The sequence below is a fragment of the Streptomyces sp. NBC_00178 genome (assembly GCF_036206005.1).
GTDB lineage: Bacteria > Actinomycetota > Actinomycetes > Streptomycetales > Streptomycetaceae > Streptomyces.
The window spans coordinates 1,832,067-1,851,098 of record NZ_CP108143.1; the positions used below are offsets into that span (position 1 = coordinate 1,832,067).

Annotated in this window: 16 protein-coding genes; 6 read left to right on the forward strand and 10 right to left on the reverse strand. The window is 72.3% G+C overall.

Features of this window, described 5'->3' with window-relative positions:
* Positions 1-27: 27 nt before the first annotated feature.
* Both OHT61_RS07920 and uvrA read right to left on the reverse strand, forming a co-directional pair.
* Positions 28-456 (reverse strand): Rieske (2Fe-2S) protein, encoded by a 429-nt coding sequence (locus OHT61_RS07920; RefSeq protein WP_329036296.1) that lies wholly within the window; start codon positions 454-456, stop codon positions 28-30.
* Between the two features lie 219 nt (positions 457-675).
* Positions 676-3,696 (reverse strand): excinuclease ABC subunit UvrA, encoded by a 3,021-nt coding sequence (gene uvrA / locus OHT61_RS07925; RefSeq protein ID WP_329036297.1) that lies wholly within the window; start codon positions 3,694-3,696, stop codon positions 676-678.
* 175 nt (positions 3,697-3,871) lie between these two features.
* Between uvrA and OHT61_RS07930 the strand changes: the two genes are divergently transcribed.
* Both OHT61_RS07930 and OHT61_RS07935 read left to right on the forward strand, forming a co-directional pair.
* Complete coding sequence (locus OHT61_RS07930; protein WP_329036299.1) at positions 3,872-4,561, forward strand: maleylpyruvate isomerase family mycothiol-dependent enzyme; 690 nt, start codon at positions 3,872-3,874, stop codon at positions 4,559-4,561.
* A gap of 10 nt (positions 4,562-4,571) precedes the next feature.
* Positions 4,572-5,228, forward strand: coding sequence for an MBL fold metallo-hydrolase (locus OHT61_RS07935; RefSeq protein WP_329036301.1), 657 nt, complete (start codon positions 4,572-4,574; stop codon positions 5,226-5,228).
* 66 nt (positions 5,229-5,294) lie between these two features.
* Here the strand turns inward: OHT61_RS07935 and OHT61_RS07940 are convergent, their stop codons facing one another.
* The 5 genes from OHT61_RS07940 to OHT61_RS07960 form a co-directional block, all read right to left on the reverse strand.
* Entirely contained in the window at positions 5,295-6,293 is a 999-nt protein-coding gene (locus tag OHT61_RS07940; protein ID WP_329036303.1) for a TerC family protein, read from the reverse strand.
* 265 nt (positions 6,294-6,558) lie between these two features.
* Entirely contained in the window at positions 6,559-8,502 is a 1,944-nt protein-coding gene (locus tag OHT61_RS07945) for a TerD family protein (RefSeq protein ID WP_329036304.1), read from the reverse strand.
* A 116-nt stretch (positions 8,503-8,618) separates the two neighbouring features.
* Positions 8,619-9,197, reverse strand: coding sequence for a TerD family protein (locus tag OHT61_RS07950; RefSeq protein ID WP_329036306.1), 579 nt, complete (start codon positions 9,195-9,197; stop codon positions 8,619-8,621).
* A gap of 131 nt (positions 9,198-9,328) precedes the next feature.
* On the reverse strand, positions 9,329-11,449 hold the full coding sequence (gene uvrB, locus OHT61_RS07955) for an excinuclease ABC subunit UvrB (RefSeq protein ID WP_329036309.1): 2,121 nt from the start codon (positions 11,447-11,449) through the stop codon (positions 9,329-9,331).
* 39 nt (positions 11,450-11,488) lie between these two features.
* Positions 11,489-12,361 carry an MHYT domain-containing protein gene (locus tag OHT61_RS07960; protein WP_329036310.1) on the reverse strand — a complete coding sequence of 291 codons (873 nt, stop codon included), beginning with the start codon at positions 12,359-12,361 and terminating at the stop codon, positions 11,489-11,491.
* Positions 12,362-12,972: 611 nt separating this feature from the next.
* On the opposite strand from OHT61_RS07960, the gene OHT61_RS07965 reads away from it, so the two are divergent.
* The 4 genes from OHT61_RS07965 (at position 12,973) to OHT61_RS07980 (ending at position 17,002) form a co-directional block, all read left to right on the forward strand.
* Positions 12,973-13,536 (forward strand): methylated-DNA--[protein]-cysteine S-methyltransferase, encoded by a 564-nt coding sequence (locus OHT61_RS07965; protein WP_329036311.1) that lies wholly within the window; start codon positions 12,973-12,975, stop codon positions 13,534-13,536.
* 205 nt (positions 13,537-13,741) lie between these two features.
* Complete coding sequence (locus tag OHT61_RS07970) at positions 13,742-15,022, forward strand: MFS transporter (protein ID WP_329036313.1); 1,281 nt, start codon at positions 13,742-13,744, stop codon at positions 15,020-15,022.
* Between the two features lie 70 nt (positions 15,023-15,092).
* On the forward strand, positions 15,093-16,052 hold the full coding sequence (locus OHT61_RS07975) for a pseudouridine-5'-phosphate glycosidase (protein ID WP_329036315.1): 960 nt from the start codon (positions 15,093-15,095) through the stop codon (positions 16,050-16,052).
* Positions 16,049-17,002 carry a carbohydrate kinase family protein gene (locus tag OHT61_RS07980; protein ID WP_329036317.1) on the forward strand — a complete coding sequence of 318 codons (954 nt, stop codon included), beginning with the start codon at positions 16,049-16,051 and terminating at the stop codon, positions 17,000-17,002. The genes OHT61_RS07975 and OHT61_RS07980 overlap by 4 nt, the downstream gene beginning before the upstream one ends.
* On the opposite strand, the gene OHT61_RS07985 is transcribed toward OHT61_RS07980, so the two are convergent.
* The 3 genes from OHT61_RS07985 to OHT61_RS07995 form a co-directional block, all read right to left on the reverse strand.
* A complete protein-coding gene (locus tag OHT61_RS07985; protein ID WP_329036318.1) occupies positions 17,003-17,644 on the reverse strand; it encodes a uridine kinase in 642 nt (213 codons plus the stop codon).
* A 68-nt stretch (positions 17,645-17,712) separates the two neighbouring features.
* Complete coding sequence (locus OHT61_RS07990; RefSeq protein ID WP_329036319.1) at positions 17,713-18,240, reverse strand: cupin domain-containing protein; 528 nt, start codon at positions 18,238-18,240, stop codon at positions 17,713-17,715.
* A gap of 66 nt (positions 18,241-18,306) precedes the next feature.
* Positions 18,307-18,987 (reverse strand): winged helix-turn-helix transcriptional regulator, encoded by a 681-nt coding sequence (locus OHT61_RS07995; RefSeq protein ID WP_329036320.1) that lies wholly within the window; start codon positions 18,985-18,987, stop codon positions 18,307-18,309.
* Between the last annotated feature and the right edge of the window lie 45 nt (positions 18,988-19,032).

The following is a 19,032-nucleotide window of genomic DNA, read 5'->3' on the forward strand; positions in this document are numbered from 1 at the left end:
GGGGGCCGCAGGACGCGGCGGCTTCCGTCAGGCGTCGGGGCCGGCGACGAGCCGCCCGCCCTCGACCTTCACCGGGACCGCGGGCAGCGGCACGGTGGCGGGGCCCCGCACGGCCTTGCCGGTGGTGACGTCGAAGCGACTGCCGTGGCAGGGGCAGTTGCCCACGTTGTCCTCTACCTTGTCCAGCAGGCAGCCCGCGTGGGTGCACTGCGCGCTGAACGCCTTGTACTGGCCGGCGGCGGGGCAACTCACGACGACCCGCTGTTCCCGGTAGAGCTTCGATCCGCCGACCGGCACCTCGTCCGGGGCGCCGAGTTCGACGGGGGCGGTGGGCGTCGGCGTCTGCGCGTGGCCCAGCTTCGACTCGGTCGAGCAGGCGGCCACTCCCAGCCCTGCGGCGCCGGCGAGCGCGGCGCCCTTCAGCACGGTACGGCGGGCGGCGGGCAGGCCGGACATGCGGTCTCCAGGGGTCGTGGGGGCGGAGGGCCGCCGTATGCGTTCAGGGGTACCGGGTGCCACGGACACGGGGCGCGCCCGAAGGTATGACGACAGACCCGACGATACCGGCGGAGAACGACGGCCCTCCCACCGGCCCCGCCGGCCGCCGGACGCGGCACGGCCCCCGGCACCGGGGGCGGCCCCTCGGCGCCGGGGGCCGCCCCCGTGCGGGTGGTGTCAGGCCTTCCGCGCGCGGGTGGCCTTCTTCGCGGCCGGCTTGTCGCCCGCCGTCTTCGCGGTCGCCCTCGCCGTCGCCGTCCGGCGGGCGGTCGCCGTCTTCGCGGCCACCGCCGTCTTCGCGGCGGCCTTGCCGGCCGGCCTGCGGGCGGCCGGCACCGTGGCATCGGCGACCCGGTCCGCACCGAGGACGTCCTGGAGGAACTTCCCGGTGTGGCTGGCGGGCACCGAGGCGACGTGCTCGGGGGTGCCCTCCGCGATCACGAGGCCACCGCCGCTGCCGCCCTCGGGGCCCATGTCGACGACCCAGTCGGCGGTCTTGATCACGTCGAGGTTGTGCTCGATGACGATCACCGTGTTGCCCTTGTCGACCAGGCCCGACAGCACCGAGATGAGCTTGCTGATGTCCTCGAAGTGCAGACCGGTCGTCGGCTCGTCCAGGACGTAGACCGTGCGGCCGGTGGAGCGCTTCTGCAGCTCGCTCGCCAGCTTCACGCGCTGCGCCTCGCCGCCGGAGAGGGTCGGCGCGGACTGGCCGAGCCTGACGTAGCCGAGGCCGACCTCGTTGAGCGTGCGGAGGTGGCGGGCGATCGTCGGGACGGCCTCGAAGAACTCCAGGCCCTCCTCGATGGGCATGTCCAGCACCTCGGCGATGGACTTGCCCTTGTAGTGGACCTCCAGGGTCTCCCGGTTGTAGCGCGCACCGTGGCAGACCTCGCACGGGACGTACACGTCGGGGAGGAAGTTCATCTCGATCTTGATCGTGCCGTCACCGGAGCAGTTCTCGCACCGGCCGCCCTTGACGTTGAAGGAGAAGCGGCCCGGCAGGTAGCCGCGCACCTTCGCCTCCATGGTCTCGGCGAACAGCCTGCGGACGTGGTCGAACACACCGGTGTACGTCGCCGGGTTGGACCGGGGCGTGCGGCCGATGGGCGACTGGTCGACGTGCACGACCTTGTCGACGAGGTCGTCGCCGTCGACCCGGGTGTGCCGCCCGGGGACCGACTTGGCGCCGTTGAGCTCGCGTGCCAGGTGGGTGTAGAGGATGTCGTTGACCAGGGTCGACTTGCCCGAACCCGATACGCCCGTGACGGCCGTGAGCACGCCGAGCGGGAAGGAGACGTCGATGTCCTGGAGGTTGTTCTCGCGGGCGCCGTGCACCGTGAGCAGGCGCTTGGGGTCGACGGGGCGCCGGACGTCCGGCATCTCGATGGTCCGCCGGCCCGAGAGGTACTGCCCGGTGATCGACTCCTTGTTGGCGAGGAGTTCCTTGAGCGACCCCGAGTGGACGACCTTGCCCCCGTGCTCGCCGGCGCCGGGGCCGATGTCGACGACCCAGTCCGCGACCTTGATCGTGTCCTCGTCGTGCTCGACGACGATGAGCGTGTTGCCCATGTCACGGAGCCGGACCAGGGTCTCGATGAGCCGGTGGTTGTCGCGCTGGTGCAGCCCGATGGACGGCTCGTCCAGGACGTAGAGCACGCCGACGAGACCGGAGCCGATCTGGGTGGCGAGCCGGATGCGCTGGGCCTCGCCGCCGGACAGGGTGCCCGCGGCGCGGTTCAGCGAGAGGTAGTCGAGGCCGACGTCCACGAGGAACCGCAGCCGCTCGTTGACCTCCTTGAGCACCCGCTCGGCGATCTTCTTGTCGCGGGCGTTCAGCTTGAGGCGGCCGAGGAACTCGGCGCACTCGCTGATCGACATCGCGGCGACCTCGGCGATGGACCTCTCCATCACCGTGACGGCGAGCACCAGGGGCTTGAGCCGGGTGCCCTCGCACGTCGGGCAGGCCACCTCGCGCATGTAGCCCTCGAGCCGCTCCCTGCTGGAGTCGCTCTCGGCCTCGGAGTGACGCCGCTTGACGTACTGGACGGCGCCTTCGAAGCGGGGGGTGGTGTAGGCGCGCTCGCGGCCGTACCTGTTGCGGTAGCGCACCTCGGTCTGGATCTTGTGGCCGTGGAGCAGGGCCTTCTTGGCGCGCTGCGGCAGTCCGGCCCACGGGATGTCCGTACGGAAGCCGAGGGCCTCCGCCAGCGCGTCGATCTGGCGCCCGAAGTACTCCTTGGTGTGGCCGTGCGACCAGGGGTGGATCGCACCCTCGTCCAGGGACTTGTCCTCGTCCGGGACGATCAGCTCCGGGTCCACCTCCATCCGCGTGCCGATGCCCGTGCAGTCGGGGCAGGCGCCGAAGGGCGAGTTGAAGGAGAAGGAGCGGGGCTCCAGCTCCTCGAAGGAGAGGTCGTCGTACGGGCAGTAGAGGTGCTCGGAGTACATCCGCTCACGCTCGGGGTCGTCCTGCTCAAGGTCGACGAAGTCGAGGACGACCATGCCGCCCGAGAGGCCCAGCGCGGTCTCGACGGAGTCGGTCAGCCGGCGCTTGGCGCTGTCCTTCACCGTGAGGCGGTCGATGACCACCTCGATGGTGTGCTTCTCCTGCTTCTTGAGCGTGGGCGGCTCGGACAGCTGGATCGTCTCGCCGTCCACCCGGGCCCTGCTGTAGCCCTTGGTCTGGAGGTCGGCGAAGAGGTCGACGAACTCGCCCTTGCGCTCGCGCACCAGCGGGGAGAGGACCTGGAAGCGGCTGCCCTCGGGCAGGTCCAGCACCTTGTCCACGATGGCCTGCGGCGACTGGCGCGAGATCGGCCGGTGGCACTCGGGGCAGTGCGGCTTGCCGATCCTGGCGAAGAGCAGCCGGAGGTAGTCGTACACCTCCGTGATCGTGCCGACCGTCGAGCGCGGGTTGCGCGAGGTCGACTTCTGGTCGATGGAGACGGCGGGCGAGAGGCCTTCGATGAAGTCCACGTCCGGCTTGTCCATCTGGCCGAGGAACTGGCGGGCGTACGAGGAGAGGGACTCCACGTAGCGCCGCTGCCCCTCGGCGAAGATCGTGTCGAACGCGAGGGAGGACTTGCCCGATCCGGAGAGCCCGGTGAAGACGATGAGGGAGTCACGGGGCAGATCGAGCGAGACGTTCTTCAGGTTGTGCTCGCGCGCGCCACGGACGATGAGACGGTCGGCCACGCCGGTCCGCACCTTTCTGGAGAGAAGCGGGGGAACTGAGCCCCCGTCCCAGGGTATGGGGGGCGCCACAGCGATGTATGAAGCTTTCGACTCCGAGCGTATAGCACGCACATTCGATTTACGGACGACCGCAGACACCTTCACCCGAACGAGTGTCGGAGGCTACGCTCGGCGCATGATCGATCATGCGCGTGACCTGGAAGCTGTACGTGAAGCGACCGATCGGCTGCTCAGTGCCACGGGCGGGACGGACGACGCGTTCCTGGCCGGAGCCTCACGTCTGCCGGGCTGGAGCCGCGGCCATGTTCTCGCCCATGTGTCACGTAACGCCGACGCCCTCGTAAATGTTCTCCGGGGGCGTCCGATGTACGCGAACAGCGAAACCCGGGACGCGGACATCGAGCGGGACGGGCCGCGCCCGATCGAGGAGCAGCTCGCCGATCTGCGCGACAGCGGGGCCGCCTTCCTGGCCGCCGCCGCGGCGCCGGCCGACTGGTCGCGCACGGTCGCCCTGCGCAACGGCGTGACGGACTCCGCCTCCCGGATCCCCTTCCGCCGGTGGGTGGAGGTCGAACTGCACCACGTGGACCTCGGGGCGGGCTACGAGCTGGAGGACCTGCCGGAGGAGTTCGTGGTCAGGGAGAACGACTTCCTCGCGGAGCGGTTCGCCGGACACCCCGGTGTCGTCCCCACCACGGCGGTCACCGAGGACGGCCGGATCTGGACCACCGGGGGCGGCGCCGACGGCCCCGCGGTCACGGTCAGGGGCAGCGCCACGGACATCCTCGGCTGGCTCTGCGGACGCCGCGACGGCTCCGCACTCACCGCCGAAGGCGGGAGCCTCCCCGCACTGCCTCCGCTATAGGCTGCGTCACATGACGTACAGCGGAGCGGTGAGGGTCGGCGGACCCGCGGACGTGCACGAACTGACGGATCTCATGATCTCGAAGGTCGCCGTCGGGCCGATGAACAACAACGCGTATCTGCTGCGCTGCCGGAACACGGGTGAGCAGCTCCTGATCGACGCCGCCGCGGAGGCCGGGATCCTGCTGCGCCTGATCGGCGGGGACGGCATCGCGTCCGTCGTGACGACGCACCGGCACGGCGACCACTGGCAGGCACTGGCCGACGTGGTGGCCGCGACCGGAGCGCGCACGTACGCCGGGAGGTACGACGCCGAGGGGATCCCCGTCCCGACCGACGAGCCGGTCGAGGACGGCGGCACGATCCGGGTCGGCACCGTCTCGCTGACCGCCAGGCACCTGACGGGCCACACCCCGGGTTCCATCGCCCTGGTCTACGACGACCCCCACGGCGCCCCGCACCTGTTCACCGGGGACTGCCTCTTCCCCGGCGGGGTCGGCAACACGCACCAGGACCCCGAGGCGTTCGCGAGCCTGCTCCACGACGTGGAGACCAAACTCTTCGACCGGCTGCCCGACGAGACATGGGTCTACCCGGGGCACGGCCACGACACCACGCTCGGCGACGAGCGCCCGCACCTGCCGGAGTGGCGCGAGCGCGGCTGGTGACGCGACGGGAACGCCGGACGGCCGGGCACCCCCAGGGGGCCCGGCCGTCGGCTTGTCCGCCCGGCGCTACTTCCGCGCGCCGACGTTCTCGTTGCCGTCCTCCGTGACGTCCTCCTCGGCCGCCGTCTTCTTCCTGGTGGCGATCAGGCTGGTGATCGTGGTGACCACCAGGACGCCGCAGATGACGGTGAGGGAGAACGGGATGGAGATCTCGGGGACGTGCACCCCGGACTCGTGCAGTGCGTGCAGCACCAGCTTGACCCCGATGAATCCGAGGATCACCGACAGGCCGTAGCTGAGGTGGACCAGCTTCTTCAGCAGGCCGCCGATGAGGAAGTACAGCTGCCGCAGACCCATCAGGGCGAAGGCGTTGGCCGTGAACACGATGTACGGGTCCTGGGTCAGGCCGAAGATCGCGGGGATGGAGTCGAGCGCGAAGAGCACATCGGTGGTGCCGATGGCGAGCATGACCACCATGAGCGGGGTCATGACGCGCTTGCCGTTGTTCCGGATGAAGAGCTTGGTGCCGTGGTACTTGTCGGCGACGCCGAAGCGGTGCTCGATCGACTTGAGGAGGCGGTTCTCCTCGAACTCCTCGTCCTCCTCGTCGGCCCGCGCCTCCTGGATCAGCTTCCAGGCGGTGTAGATCAGGAACGCGCCGAAGATGTAGAAGATCCACGAGAAGTTGGCGATGACCGCGGCACCGGCGGCGATGAAGATCGCGCGCAGGACCAGGGCGATCAGCACACCGACGAGCAGTACCCGCTGCTGCAGGTGGGAGGGCACCGAGAACTTCGCCATGATCAGGACGAAGACGAAGAGGTTGTCGACGCTGAGCGACTTCTCGGTGATGAAGCCGGCGAAGAACTCGCCCGAGGCCTGGCTCTCGCCGAAGACCAGCAGGCCGAGCCCGAAGAGTGCGGCGAGCGCGATCCAGACGACGGTCCAGATTCCGGCTTCCTTGGTCGACACGTCATGGGGCTTGCGCCCGATGAAGAAGTCGACGGCGATGAGGGCACTCAGACCGAGGATGGTCAGTACCCAGAGAGTCCATGAAACGTCCACTGCGCCTCCGGCAGTTCGCTACGGCTATAGATCAGCGTCGTCGCTGCCGGAGGTCTCTTCCACCCGGGAGCGCAGGCTGCGCGCCGGGCCGACGCCCCGGGACCGGTCACAGTCCGTACTGACGGGAACGTCGCGATCGGGAGTACTCCCCTCCGCACCAAGAACAGTACATGAAGCACCAAGAAACGGTAAAGTCCTCACCAAGCCATGATCAAAGCACCTGGTCAGGGGCGAGGTGGGCGCGAGCCCGTGGGGGCTTCGGCCCTCAGTGGCGGCCGTCTCGCCGGGCCGCCGCCACCCGCGCGAGGACCTGTTCCAGGACGCGGCTGCCCCCAGGGATCCGAAGGGGCTCGTACGTCCACGCGTGCCCCACCCAGGGGTCGGCGAGGTGGTCGTCGGCCACGGGGGTGACGCGCAGCAGGGAGCGCCACAGGGGGTCGAGCACCGGGCCGTAGGCGCGGGCGTCCTCCCGGTCGGCCACCATCATCAGGTGCACGCCCACCGAGGGGCCCTCGTCCGCGAGATAGCGCAGCTGGGTGACGGCGCGGTCGTCGAAACCGTGCGGGAAGTCGTGGACCATCAGCAGCTGCTCGCCGGGGTCCAGGTCCGGTGGCAGCGAGGCGGCGGCGCCGGCCCGGACCGCCATCTGCACCAGGTCCACGCGCCGGGTGAGCCGCGCCAGCACCGAGGACACGCCCGCGGCGCCCGCGGCCGGCGGCCCGTCGAGGGCGCCCGAGGCGACCAGGGGTGCGAGGGCACCGGCCCCGGAGCCCGCCGGGTCGATGACGTGGACGGAGAACTCGTGGGCGGGATAGACGGCGAGGAGCCGTACCGCGAGGGCGACCGCGGTCTCCATCGCGAGCCGGCGCAACTGGTCACCGCCGGTGGCGGCGGCGGCCTCGGAGGCGGTGCGCCCGCTGTCGACCCAGATGCCCCGCTCCAGCGGCAGCCTCACGAGCAACGGGATGCGCAGGCCGGCCCGCTCGGGGAGGTGGAGGTCACCGATGCGCAGCGCCATCGGGATCTCCATGGGAACGCGGTAGCCGTGCCAGACCGGGTTGTCCCAGCCCGCGTACGCGGCGGGCAGGGCCGGCTCGACGACGTCGGACTCCGCGGCCAGCTGGGCCAGGTCACGGTCGAGCGCCTCCCGCGCCCGGGCCGTCAGCTCCTCCCGCTTGGCCATGGCCTCCGCCCGCGCCCGGTCCCCCGTCCCCCCTATGCGGCTGCGCGGGTCGGAGAGCGTCCTTTCGAGCTCCTGGTCCATGCGGGACTCGGCGAAGTCGACGGCGCTGCGGTGGGCGGCGACCGCGCGGGCGAGGTCCTCGAACATGCCCCAGATCTGGTTGTAGAGCCGCTCGTCCATGGACCAGCCCGTGGCGTCGCCCGCGACGGGCCGCGCGGGCTGTCCCGGCGCGGCCGGGGACGCCGCCGGCGGGGGCGGGGGCGGGGCGGAGGTCTGGCGGCGCGGGTGCGCGTAGTCGATGGGTCCGCCGGCGGCGTCGGCGCCCTGCGGGGCCGTGCGTTCGCCCGGCGGGGCGGGGGACGGGCCGGGCACCGGGGCGGCGGGCAGGGTGTCACCCGCGGTCGGCACAGGGCCCGCGGGGTGGCGGACCCGCTCACCCTCCGGGGTACGCGGCGGGGGCGCCACGGAGCGCGCGAGCCCGGAGGCCACCGCCTCCTGGATGGCGGCGGCCAGCTCCGCCGCCTCGGGAAGGCCCTGGTCGGCGAGCATCCCGGCGAGCCCCGCGGCGTACCCCTGGCCTACGGCACGCACCTTCCAGACGCCCTGGCGGCGGTAGAGCTCGACGGCGGTCACCGCCGACTCGGTGTCCAGTCCCGTCAGGGTGTACGTGGCGATCTCCGTGCCGTCGAGTCCCGTGACCGCGACGAACGGGGCGGCGACGGCGCCGAACCGGCCGGGCCGTCCGGCCCCGAGGGGCAGCGCGAGGAGGACGGTGACGCGGTGCGCCGCGTCGGGCAGGGCGTCGAGGTCGACGGCGAGGCGGTGATCGGCCGCCGCCTGCCGGGAGACCTCCAGCCCGGGAAGCCGGTGCGAGCTGGGATGGGCGATCCACTCGACGCCGCGCACCGTGCCCCGCTCGTCCCCGAGGGTGGCCCCGGCGATGACGGGCGTGCCCGCCGACACCCTGATCTCCAGACGTGTCCGGGGCAGGACGTGGTTCTGCCCCCGGACCAGCTCGGCCGTCATTGCCCTGTCCCCTCGACGTTCGATGTGGAGCCCTGCCATGGGCGCAGCTCCCGGCGGCCGTCGCCTCCGGGAGCTGCTCGTACGGATACCGCGGACCGGGTGCGGGCCCCGTGGCTCTACAGGTGCGGCAGGATCGCCGGCATCAGGTCCTGGAAGGTCCGGCCGTTGGCGGGGTTTCCGAGGGCGGTCATCTGCCATCCGGCGCCGGAGCGGTGCACCTTCGCCATGATCTGCGCCGTGTACTGGCCCCCGCCGTCGAGCGTGTAGCGGGCGAGCTCCTGGCCGTTGGTCTCGTCGACGATGCGGCAGAAGGCGTTCTGTACCTCCTGGAACGTCTGGCCGGTGAAGGAGTTCACCGTGAAGACGATCTGGTCGATGTGGACCGGGACCCGCTGGAGGTCCACGAGGATGGCCTCGTCGTCGCCGCCCGAACCCGCGCCGCCGACCAGGTTGTCGCCGGTGTGCTTGACCGAGCCGTCGTCGCTGACGAGGTGGCGGAAGAACACGACGTCCACGGGCTGCTTGTCGGCGAAGAGCACCGCCGAGGCGTCCAGGTCGATCTCCCGGGTGCGCGAACCGAACAGCCCGCGGCGCGGGGCCGCCTGCCAGCCGAGCCCCATCCGTACCGCGGTCAGGGTCCCCCCGTCGCTCTTCTGCAGGCTGATGGCCTGGCCCTTGGTCATGTTGACCGTCACGCGCTGTCCCCTCTCCGCTTGCCCCGCAACCATCGGTGTGCGGCGTCCCCGCACCCTAGCCAGTCCGCCGCGGCGAGAAGCAGTGGCGGACCGTTTTTGTGTCGGTCCTGCAACACTGCGTGCCCCACCGGTCAGGCCAGCCCCGCCTCCCTCATCTGGCGCAGCTCCTTCTTCAGCTCCCCCACCTCGTCCCGCAGCCGGGCGGCCACCTCGAACTGCAGGTCGGCGGCGGCCGCCCGCATCCGGTCCGTCATCTCCTCGATGATCCCGGCGAGCTCGGCCGCGGGGCGGTCGGTGACCGCCACGGCCCCCTTCTTCGCCTTGCCCCCCGCGGCGGCCTTGCCGCCGAGCGACGGGACGGGCGCCTTGGTGTCCTTCGCCTGCCGGTAGCCGGTGCCGAGCAGCTGCTCGGTGTCGACCTCCTCGCGGGCGATGGACGCGACGATGTCGTTGATCTTCTTGCGGAGCGGCTGCGGGTCCACACCGCGCTCGGTGTTGTAGGCGATCTGCTTCTCGCGGCGCCGGTTGGTCTCGTCGATCGCCTGCGCCATCGCGGGGGTGATCTTGTCGGCGTACATGTGGACCTGCCCCGAGACGTTACGGGCGGCGCGGCCGATGGTCTGGATCAGCGAGGTGCCCGAGCGCAGGAAGCCCTGCTTGTCGGCGTCGAGGATGGCGACGAGCGACACCTCCGGCAGGTCGAGACCCTCGCGCAGGAGGTTGATGCCGACCAGGACGTCGTACTCCCCGGAGCGCAGCTCACGCAGCAGCTCGATGCGGCGCAGGGTGTCCACGTCGCTGTGGAGGTAGCGGACCTGGATGCCGAGTTCGAGGAAGTAGTCGGTGAGGTCCTCGGACATCTTCTTCGTGAGGGTGGTGACCAGGACCCTCTCGTCCTTCTCGGTCCGCTTGCGGATCTCGTGGACCAGGTCGTCGATCTGGCCCTCGGTGGGCTTGACCACGACCTCCGGGTCCACGAGCCCGGTGGGCCGGATGATCTGCTCGACGAACCCGTCGCCGCGGGAGAGCTCGTACTTCCCGGGGGTCGCGGAGAGGTACACCGTCTGGTTGATCCGGCCGAGGAACTCCTCCCACTTCAGCGGGCGGTTGTCCAGGGCCGAGGGCAGCCGGAAACCGTGGTCGACGAGGGTCCGCTTGCGGGAGGCGTCGCCCTCGTACATCGCCCCGATCTGGGGCACGGTCACGTGCGACTCGTCCAGGACGAGGAGGAAGTCCTCGGGGAAGTAGTCGAGGAGCGTGTTGGGGGCCGTGCCCGGGAGGCGGCCGTCGAAGTGCATCGAGTAGTTCTCGACGCCGGAGCAGGTGCCGATCTGGCGGAGCATCTCGATGTCGTACGTGGTGCGCATGCGCAGCCGCTGGGCCTCCAGCATCTTGCCCTGCTTCTCCAGCTCGGCGAGGCGCTGCTCCAGCTCCTGCTCGATGCCGGTGACGGCCTTCTCCATGCGCTCGGGGCCCGCGACGTAGTGGCTGGCGGGGAACACGTGGAGCGACCGGTCCTCGCTGATGACCTCGCCGGTCAGCGGGTGGAGGGTCGACAGCGCCTCGATCTCGTCGCCGAACATCTCGATGCGGACGGCGAGCTCCTCGTACACCGGGAAGATCTCGATGGTGTCGCCGCGGACCCGGAAGGTGCCGCGGGTGAACGCGAGGTCGTTGCGGGTGTACTGGATCTCGACGAAGCGGCGCAGCAGCGCGTCGCGGTCGACCTCGTCCCCGACCTTGAGCTGGACCATCCGGTCCACGTACTCCTGCGGGGTGCCGAGGCCGTAGATGCAGGACACGGAGGCGACGACGACGACGTCGCGCCGGGTGAGCAGCGAGTTGGTGGCGGAGTGCCGCAGCCGCTCGACCTCCTCGTTGATCGAGGAGTCCTTCTCGATGTAGGTGTCCGACTGCGGGACGTACGCCTCGGGCTGGTAGTAGTCGTAGTACGAGACGAAGTACTCCACCGCGTTGTTCGGGAGGAGCTCGCGGAACTCGTTGGCCAGCTGGGCGGCGAGCGTCTTGTTCGGTGCCATGACCAGGGTGGGACGCTGCAGCTTCTCGATCATCCAGGCGGTCGTGGCCGACTTGCCCGTACCCGTCGCGCCGAGGAGGACCACGTCCTTCTCGCCCGCGCGTACGCGCCGGTCCAGCTCCGCGATCGCCGTGGGCTGGTCACCGCTGGGCTGGTAGGGACTGACGACCTCGAAAGGCGCCACGGAACGTTCGATCTTCGAGACTGGCCGCATGCAACCACGGTACGGCCACCCACTGACAACGGCGGCGGATCAGCGCTCGCGCGACTGCCGGTGCCCCCTGCGCGAGGCGGTCTCGTAGGGGCGCGGGGGCCGGCGCTGGACAGGGATCGAGGTCATGGGGCCGCCGTGCCGGAGCGCCTGCCCGGACGGCCGCGCGGCCTCGTCGGGGCCACCGGTCACCACGAGGGGGTCGATCATCACGACGACGGCCGCCAGCAGCAGGAAGCAGCCGGGCCCGACCATCATCGGCAGGAGCAGCGAGGTCGGCGCCTCCCCGGGCGGCACCGCCGCGGCGCCGGGGTGCAGGTGGACGACGAGCGCCGCCATGCCGGTGTAGTGCATGCCGCTCACGGCCACGCCCATGACCACGCTGGCGCCGAGGCTGGGGAGGAAGCCGTGGATGGAGACCGCCGCCCACAGCGCCGCTGTAGCGGCGACCACGGCGATGACGACGGAGAGCGAGACGGTGAGGGTGTCGTAGGCGAACTCGCCGTCGAAGTTCATTCCGGCCATGCCCAGGTAGTGCATCGAGGCGACGCCCAGGCCGGTGATGGTGCCGCCGGTGACCAGCGCCATGCGCGTGGCGCCCCGGTAGCCGACGAGGAAGATGCCGATGCCGACCATCAGGATCGCGACGGCGAGGCTCGCGTAGGTCAGGGGCCGGTCGTAGGTGACCGGGGCCTCCCGGACGGTGAAGCCCAGCATCGCTATGAAGTGCATCGTCCAGATGCCCGAGCCGATGGAGGTCGCGCCGAGGGCCAGCCAGCCGGCCCTGGAGACACCGCGCGTGCGCAGGGACCGGGTGGTGCAGCGCAGACCGAGGGCCGCGCCCAGGCACGCCATGACGAACGCCGTCAGCGGCGTCACTAGGCCGTAGGTGAATCCGTCAACTGTGCCCTGCATGCGTGTACGCCCTTCGCGGTGGCCCGGGTTCGGGGGTGACCCTAAAGGGCAAGGCCCGGCAAGCAAACATAAGAACGGCATTTTATCCGGCCCCGGAGGCGCTCCGGTTCCGGTCCCGACAATCCGTTCACATCATGACCACCCCCGTTCCGCCGCCCCCGGAGGGTGGCCGGTGCTCCGGGCGTGCCTGCCTCCCGTCGCGGTGACTGCGCTCGCCGCGTACGGCACGACCGCCGAAACCGCCCCTGGAGATCGGGAACCCGCCGCCCGCCCCCTCCGGACACGGGACGCGCGGGGTCTCCCCCCGGTCCCGGGTGACCGGGGGCTCCCGCCGCCCGGGGGACGGGCGGCGGGAGCCCCGGTGCAGAGAGTGTGAAGGCTGCCGCCGGACACCGCCGCCGGGGTCCGGGACGCGCCGGGGGCCACCGGCGCCGGCACGGACGGGCACCGGTGCGGACGGCGGGTATCGGCACGGACGGGCACCGGTACGGACGGCGCCCCATGGACCACCCGGCCGTGGAGGCGACCCGGTGACGCCCCCGGCCGTTCGGGACGCCACCGCCGATCGCACGTCCCGGGGCGTTGTCGGTGGCGGGCCGTACGGTTGCCCCATGGAGAGCAGCGAGGAGACGGGGACCGGCGGACAGGTCGTGGAGTGGTGCGTCGTGCCGAGCGCCATCGGCCCCCTGCTGCTCGCCGCCACCCCTGCGGGGCTGGTGACCGTGGCCTTCCACGCCCGCCCGGCCGTGCGGGACAGGGCACTCGCGCAGCTGCGGACACGGCTGGCCGCGGAGCCCGTCCGGGCGCCGGACTCGGCGCTGCTGGCCGAGCCGGTGCGCCAGCTCGACGCGTACTTCTCCGGGGACCTCCGGGAGTTCTCCCTCCCGCTGGACTGGTCGCTGGCCTCCGGCTTCCACCGTGAGGTGCTCCGCGAGCTGGCCTCCGAGGTGCCGTACGGCGCGGTCGTGGGGTACGGCGAGCTGGCCGCCCGGGTCGGCCGGCCCGACGGGGCACAGGCCGTGGGCGCGGCCATGGGGTCCAACCCGCTGCCCGTGGTGGTGCCCTGCCACCGGGTGGTGGAGAGCGACGGGGGCCTCGGCGGGTTCGGCGGAGGGCTGGAGACGAAGCGGCAGCTGCTGGCCCTGGAGGGTGTGCTCCCGCAACCGCTGTTCTGATCCCGGCCCGGCGCTCCCGGTCGTACGGCGCCGGGCGGACCCTGCGCCGGGGCCGCGCCTCCCGCGTGCGGTACGACCGGTCGACGCGGCCGCGGCCACGGCACCCGGTTCTTCCCGTGCGGCGTGACCGACGCCGTGGCCGCGGCACCCGCCCCCTCCCCTTGGGCCGGTGTCGGACACGGGTGCGAGCTGGCACACTGCGGCGGTGACGACAGCTTCCTCCCCCTCGCGGATCACCGCCGCCGATCTGCCCGCGCTGCAGCGCCGGACCTCCGCCGTGCTGATCGGCAGCCAGATACTCGGCGGCCTCGGCGTCGCCGTCGGGATCGCCCTCGCCCCGGTGCTGGCGGCCGAGGTGAGCGGGTCCGAGGCGCTGTCTGGGCTCGCGCCCACCGCGTCCGTGACGGGCACGGCGCTCCTGTCGCTGCCCCTGGCCGCGCTGATGGCGTCACGGGGCAGGCGTCCGGGGCTCGTCCTCGCCTATCTGGTCGGATCGGCCGGAGCCCTCCTGGTCGTGACCGCCACCGTGCTGGGCAGTTTCCCGCTGCTGTTGCTCGGTATGGCCGGTTTCGGGGCCGGCTCGTCGGCCAATCTCCAGGCCCGGTTCGCGGCCGTCGACCTCGCGGAGCCGGACCGGCGCGGCCGCGCGATCGCCACCGTCATCTGGGCCACCACGATCGGTTCGGTGCTGGGTCCCAACATCGCCGCCCCGGCGAGCCACGTCTTCAGGAACACCTTCGTGCCCGAGACGGCGGGTCCCTTCGCGTGGGCGTCGGGCATCTTCCTGATCACCGGCGTCCTGGTCGCCGTACTGCTGCGTCCGGACCCGCTGCTGACCGCCCGGGCGCTCGCTCCCCAGGACACGGCGACCGCCGCGAACCGTTCGCTGCGGGCGGGCGTCGCGGCGGTGCGCGCCTCCCCGATGGCGAGGCTGGCCCTGGTGACCGTCGCGGTGTCCCACACCGCGATGGTCTCCATCATGGTCATGACCCCGGTGCACCTCGGACACCACGGGGCGGACATCCAGCTCATCGGTCTGGTGATCAGCGGGCACATCGCGGGGATGTACGCCTTCTCCCCCGTCATGGGCCGGCTCGCCGACCGCGTCGGACGCCTCGCCGTGATCGGGCTCGCCGCCGGGCTGCTGTGCTGCGCGGCGCTGCTGGCCGGCACCTCGGGCGGCGGTCACGCCCGGACGGCCGCGGGTCTGTTCGTCCTGGGCCTCGGCTGGTCCGCGGGGCTGGTCGCCGGTTCGGCGCTGCTCACGGACTCCGTACCGCAGGCCGCGAGGGCGGCGGTGCAGGGCCTCTCGGACCTCACGATGAACACGGCGGCCGGCGTGGGCGGCGCCCTGGCCGGAGTGATCGTCTCCCGGCTGGGATACGGCTGGCTCAACGCGGCCGCCGCCTGCCTCCTCCTGCCGATGGCGGCGCTGGCGCTGCGCAGGTCGCTCGCGCGGCCGGAACCGGACTCCGCGAAGGCCTGATCCCCGGGCGGGATGCGGCCGACCCGGCCGTGCGGGTTTGCGGCCGTGCCCCCCGCGACAGGGATGGGGCATGCCTCTGAACCCATCGTCATCGACGACGTCGGACCATCAGAAGACCGGCCCCTACGCCCCGTTGTTCTCCGCCGAGGTGCGCGAAGCCCTCGGCGCGGGGGCACCCGTCGTCGCGCTGGAGTCGACGATCATCGCGCACGGCCTGCCGCGCCCCCGCAATCTCCGGGTCGCGGAGGAACTGGAGGAGGCCGTGCGCGAGGCGGGAGCCGTGCCGGCCACGATCGCCGTGCTGGACGGACGGGCGCACGTGGGCCTGACCGCACCCCAGTTGGAGCGGATCGCCGTCGACCCGGACGTGCGCAAGCTGGGTCACCGCGATCTCGCTCCCGCGCTGGCCCTGGGCGCGAGCGGGGCGACCACCGTGTCGGCGACGGCCTTCCTCGCGGCCGGGGCCGGCCTGCGCGTCTTCGCGACCGGCGGGCTCGGCGGTGTGCACCGGGAGTGGACGCAGACCCAGGACGAGTCCGCCGACCTCCGCCTCCTCGCCCGGACCGGCATCACGGTGGTGTGCGCGGGCGTGAAGTCGATCCTGGACGTGCCCGCCACCCTTCAGCGCCTGGAGACCCTGGGCGTGGCCGTGCTCGGTTACGGCACGGAACACTTCCCCGGGTTCTATCTGAGCAGTTCCGGCGAGCCGGTCGACTGGACGGTGCGCACGCCGCAGGAGGTGGCGGAGGTGATGCGGGCCCGGGAGGAGCTGGGCGGCGCGCGGGCGTCCCTGATCGTCGCCAATCCGGTGCCCGAGAAGGAGCAGCTGGATCCGGAACTGCACGACCGGGTGCTCGCCCGTGCCCTGGACGCCTGCCGGGGCAAGAGCGTCACGGGGCAGGCCGTCACCCCGTTCCTCCTGGAGTACCTGATGCGGGAGACCGGCGGCGCCTCCCTGGAGGCCAACCTCGCGGCCGTACGCGGGAATGTGCGCCTCGCCGCGCGGATCGCCGTCGCGGCGGCACGGTGAACGGCGGCTCCGCGAACGCCGCTTCGGCGAGCGGCGGCGCGGTGGACGCCGGTGCGCTGCTCGTCGTCGGGGAGGTGGTGACCGATGTGGTCGTCCGGCACTCCTCGGCGCCGGTCCACGGCACGGACACGTCCGCACGGATCACCACGCTGCCCGGTGGCGCGGGTGCCAACGTGGCCTGCTGGGCGGCGCGTTCGGGGTGCGGGACCGTCCGCCTGCTGGCCCGTGCCGGGGCCGGGTCGGCGTCCTGGCACGGGGAGGTGCTGCGGAGTGCCGGCGTGTGCCCGCTGCTGGCCGTGGACGAGGAGGTGCCGACCGGCACGGTGGTGGCCCTCGTCGACCCCTCGGCGGAGCGCACCTTCCTCACCGACAGCGGCGCGGTTCTGCGTCTGTGCCCCGACGACTGGTCCCCGGCGTTGCTCGACGGTGTCGCCCGTCTTCACGTGTCGGGTTATCTCCTGTTCGGGGAACCCAGCCGGACGACGGCCCTGCTGGCCCTGCGCGAGGCACGGCTGCGGGGCGTGCCGGCGAGCGTGGACCCGGCGTCGGCCGGTTTCCTGGCGGGGTTCGGCGCGGGGGCGTTCCTCGACCTGGTCGCCGGAGTGGACCTGCTGCTCCCCAACGCGGACGAGGCCCGCGAGCTGACCGGGCTGCCCGATCCGGCGGACGCGGCCGCCAAACTGAGCCGTCACGTCGGCCGGGTCGCCGTCACACTCGGGGACCGGGGTGTCGTCCTGGCGTCGGGCGGCGCGGTCACCGCCCGTGTGCCCGCGGCGGCCGGAGCGGTGCCGGTGGACTCGACGGGGGCGGGCGACGCGTTCACCGGGGGTTTCCTCGCGGCCCTCGTCGCCGGGGCGGACGAGGTCTCGGCAGCGGGAGCGGGCTGCCGGGCGGGGGCGGAGGCGGTCGCCACGGTGGGCGGGCGTCCGGGTCCGCTCCCGCCCTCGTAGTCACCCGCCGAGACCGGTCCACGCCGGGTGCCGGGGGTCGTCGGCGCGTACGACCACATCCGCCCGGGAGGCCGGTGCGACCTCGTCGTCGTACCGCGCGAAGGCCGGCAGCGTCCACCGCTCGTCCTGGGCGGTGCGCCGCCGGAGCGCCCCCGGGGTGAGGCTCAGGTGGATGCCGAGGTCGAAGGGGAACCACTGGCCGAGGAGCAGCGGGCCGTGCAGGACGAGCACCCCGCCCGCGGGCAGTTCGACGTACGGGCTGCGGGTCGCCCGGTCCGTGACGGGGTCCCAGAGGTCGGGCAGCACACGTCCGCTGCCGCCCGCGTCCGTCGGCCGGAACACCTCGCGCCACAGCGCACCGGTGTCGAACCAGCCGTCGGCGTAGCTGTCGGGGTCGTGTTTGCCGTACTCGTAGCGCAGGCTGGCGGGCCGCAGGAAGCCGCCGGTGGAGACGGTGAGGACGGGGCGTCCGAGGGCGCGCAGCGCCTCGGCCAGGCGCCCGGCGGGTTCGTCCGGGCGGGCCGCCGGTGCGCCGTCGACGCCGATCCGCAGCCAGGGCCCGCCGTCGGCCGGTTCGAGTCCGTCGGCGTGGGCCGCGAGCGTGACGGCCAGCTTGTCCCAGGTGATGGCTTCGTATCGCACGTATGCATCATCGCTCCCGGCGCGTCGTGATGCGCGGGGGTCCCGCGTGGCCCGTGGCCGGTGCCGGTTCAGCCGGCGGACTCGCCCCGGGCGGGAGGACAGTCCACCGCGTCCGCGTCGTCGGAGAGCGCGCTGCCCGCGGGGAGCAGGTAGGTCACCCACAGCACGACGGGCTCCGTCCCGAGGTTGCGTCCGATGTGCCGGTGGCGGGTGCCCGACGGCTCGATGAAGGACGTCCCCGCGGGCGTCACCTCGACCGAGCAGTCGTCGAGCGTCCTGGTCAGCGTCCCGGACTTGACGACGGCGATCAACTGCCCGCTGTGGGTGTGCCAGCCGGTGGACCCGCCGGGCGCCACGGTGATCTCCCTGAAGGTCACGTCGGTGCGGCCCTTCGGGGTCTTCACCTTGAGCTTGCCCTCCGACGTGCCGACGGCGACGACCGTGGCACTCACCCCGCTGCCCGGTGTGGCGACCGCGGCCGCGGGCAGCAGTCCCAGCACGCCGACACCCGCGCCGACGAGCAGGGCCCTGCGCCACGCCCGCCGCCTGCTCGCACCGCTCCCGTTCCTCGCACCGACCGTCCCGCCGAATCCCATGAACGACTCCTCAGCATCCGTGCCCGATGAACGCCCACACGGTACCCGCGAGTTGGGCTCAGGGCGTCAGGCGCGCTGCGGTCGGCCGGCGCGGATCCCGTCGGCGAGGGGACCGTCGCCGAGCACCTGAGCGTCGCCGTCCCGCACCGCCTCGGCGAGCGTGCGGTCGCCGCGCCCGATGGCCAGGGCCACTTCGGTGGTGAGGACGAGACGGGCGTCCGGCTGCCCGGCCGGACCGTAGCCGTACGCCTGGCCACCGGCTGCCCGGTCACCGGTGCGGATGTGGAACTCGCCTTCCTCCAGCTTGACTTCGACGACCCCTTCGTGAGCGAGGCCGTCCAGGGCGCGCAGCAGGGGCAGCGCGAACCAGTGCGCCCTGACCGCGTCCGTGGGCCGGCGTTCGGCGAGGGCGGGCGCCCCCCAGTGGGCGAGCGCCGTGAGGACGGGGAGCAGCCCGCGGCCGTGTTCGGTCAGTTCGTAGACCGCCGCCGCCGCGGGAGGCGGAAGCCTGCGGCGCACGGCGAGACCGCCCTGCTCCATGTCCTTCAGCCGGGAGGCCAGCACGTCCGTGCTGACGCCGGGCAGATCGGCGTGCAGGTCGGTGTACCGGCGCGGTCCCGCCAGCAGTTCACGGACGATCAGCAGCGTCCACCGGTCGCCGACGGAGTCGAGGGCGCGCGCGGCGGCGCAGTACTGGTCGTAACTCCGGCGGCGGGCCGGGCGTGCGGGCTGTTGCTGACGAGGCATGAGACGCAGTCTAGACATGTTGTTGGACTTTCCAAGCCCGAGCTT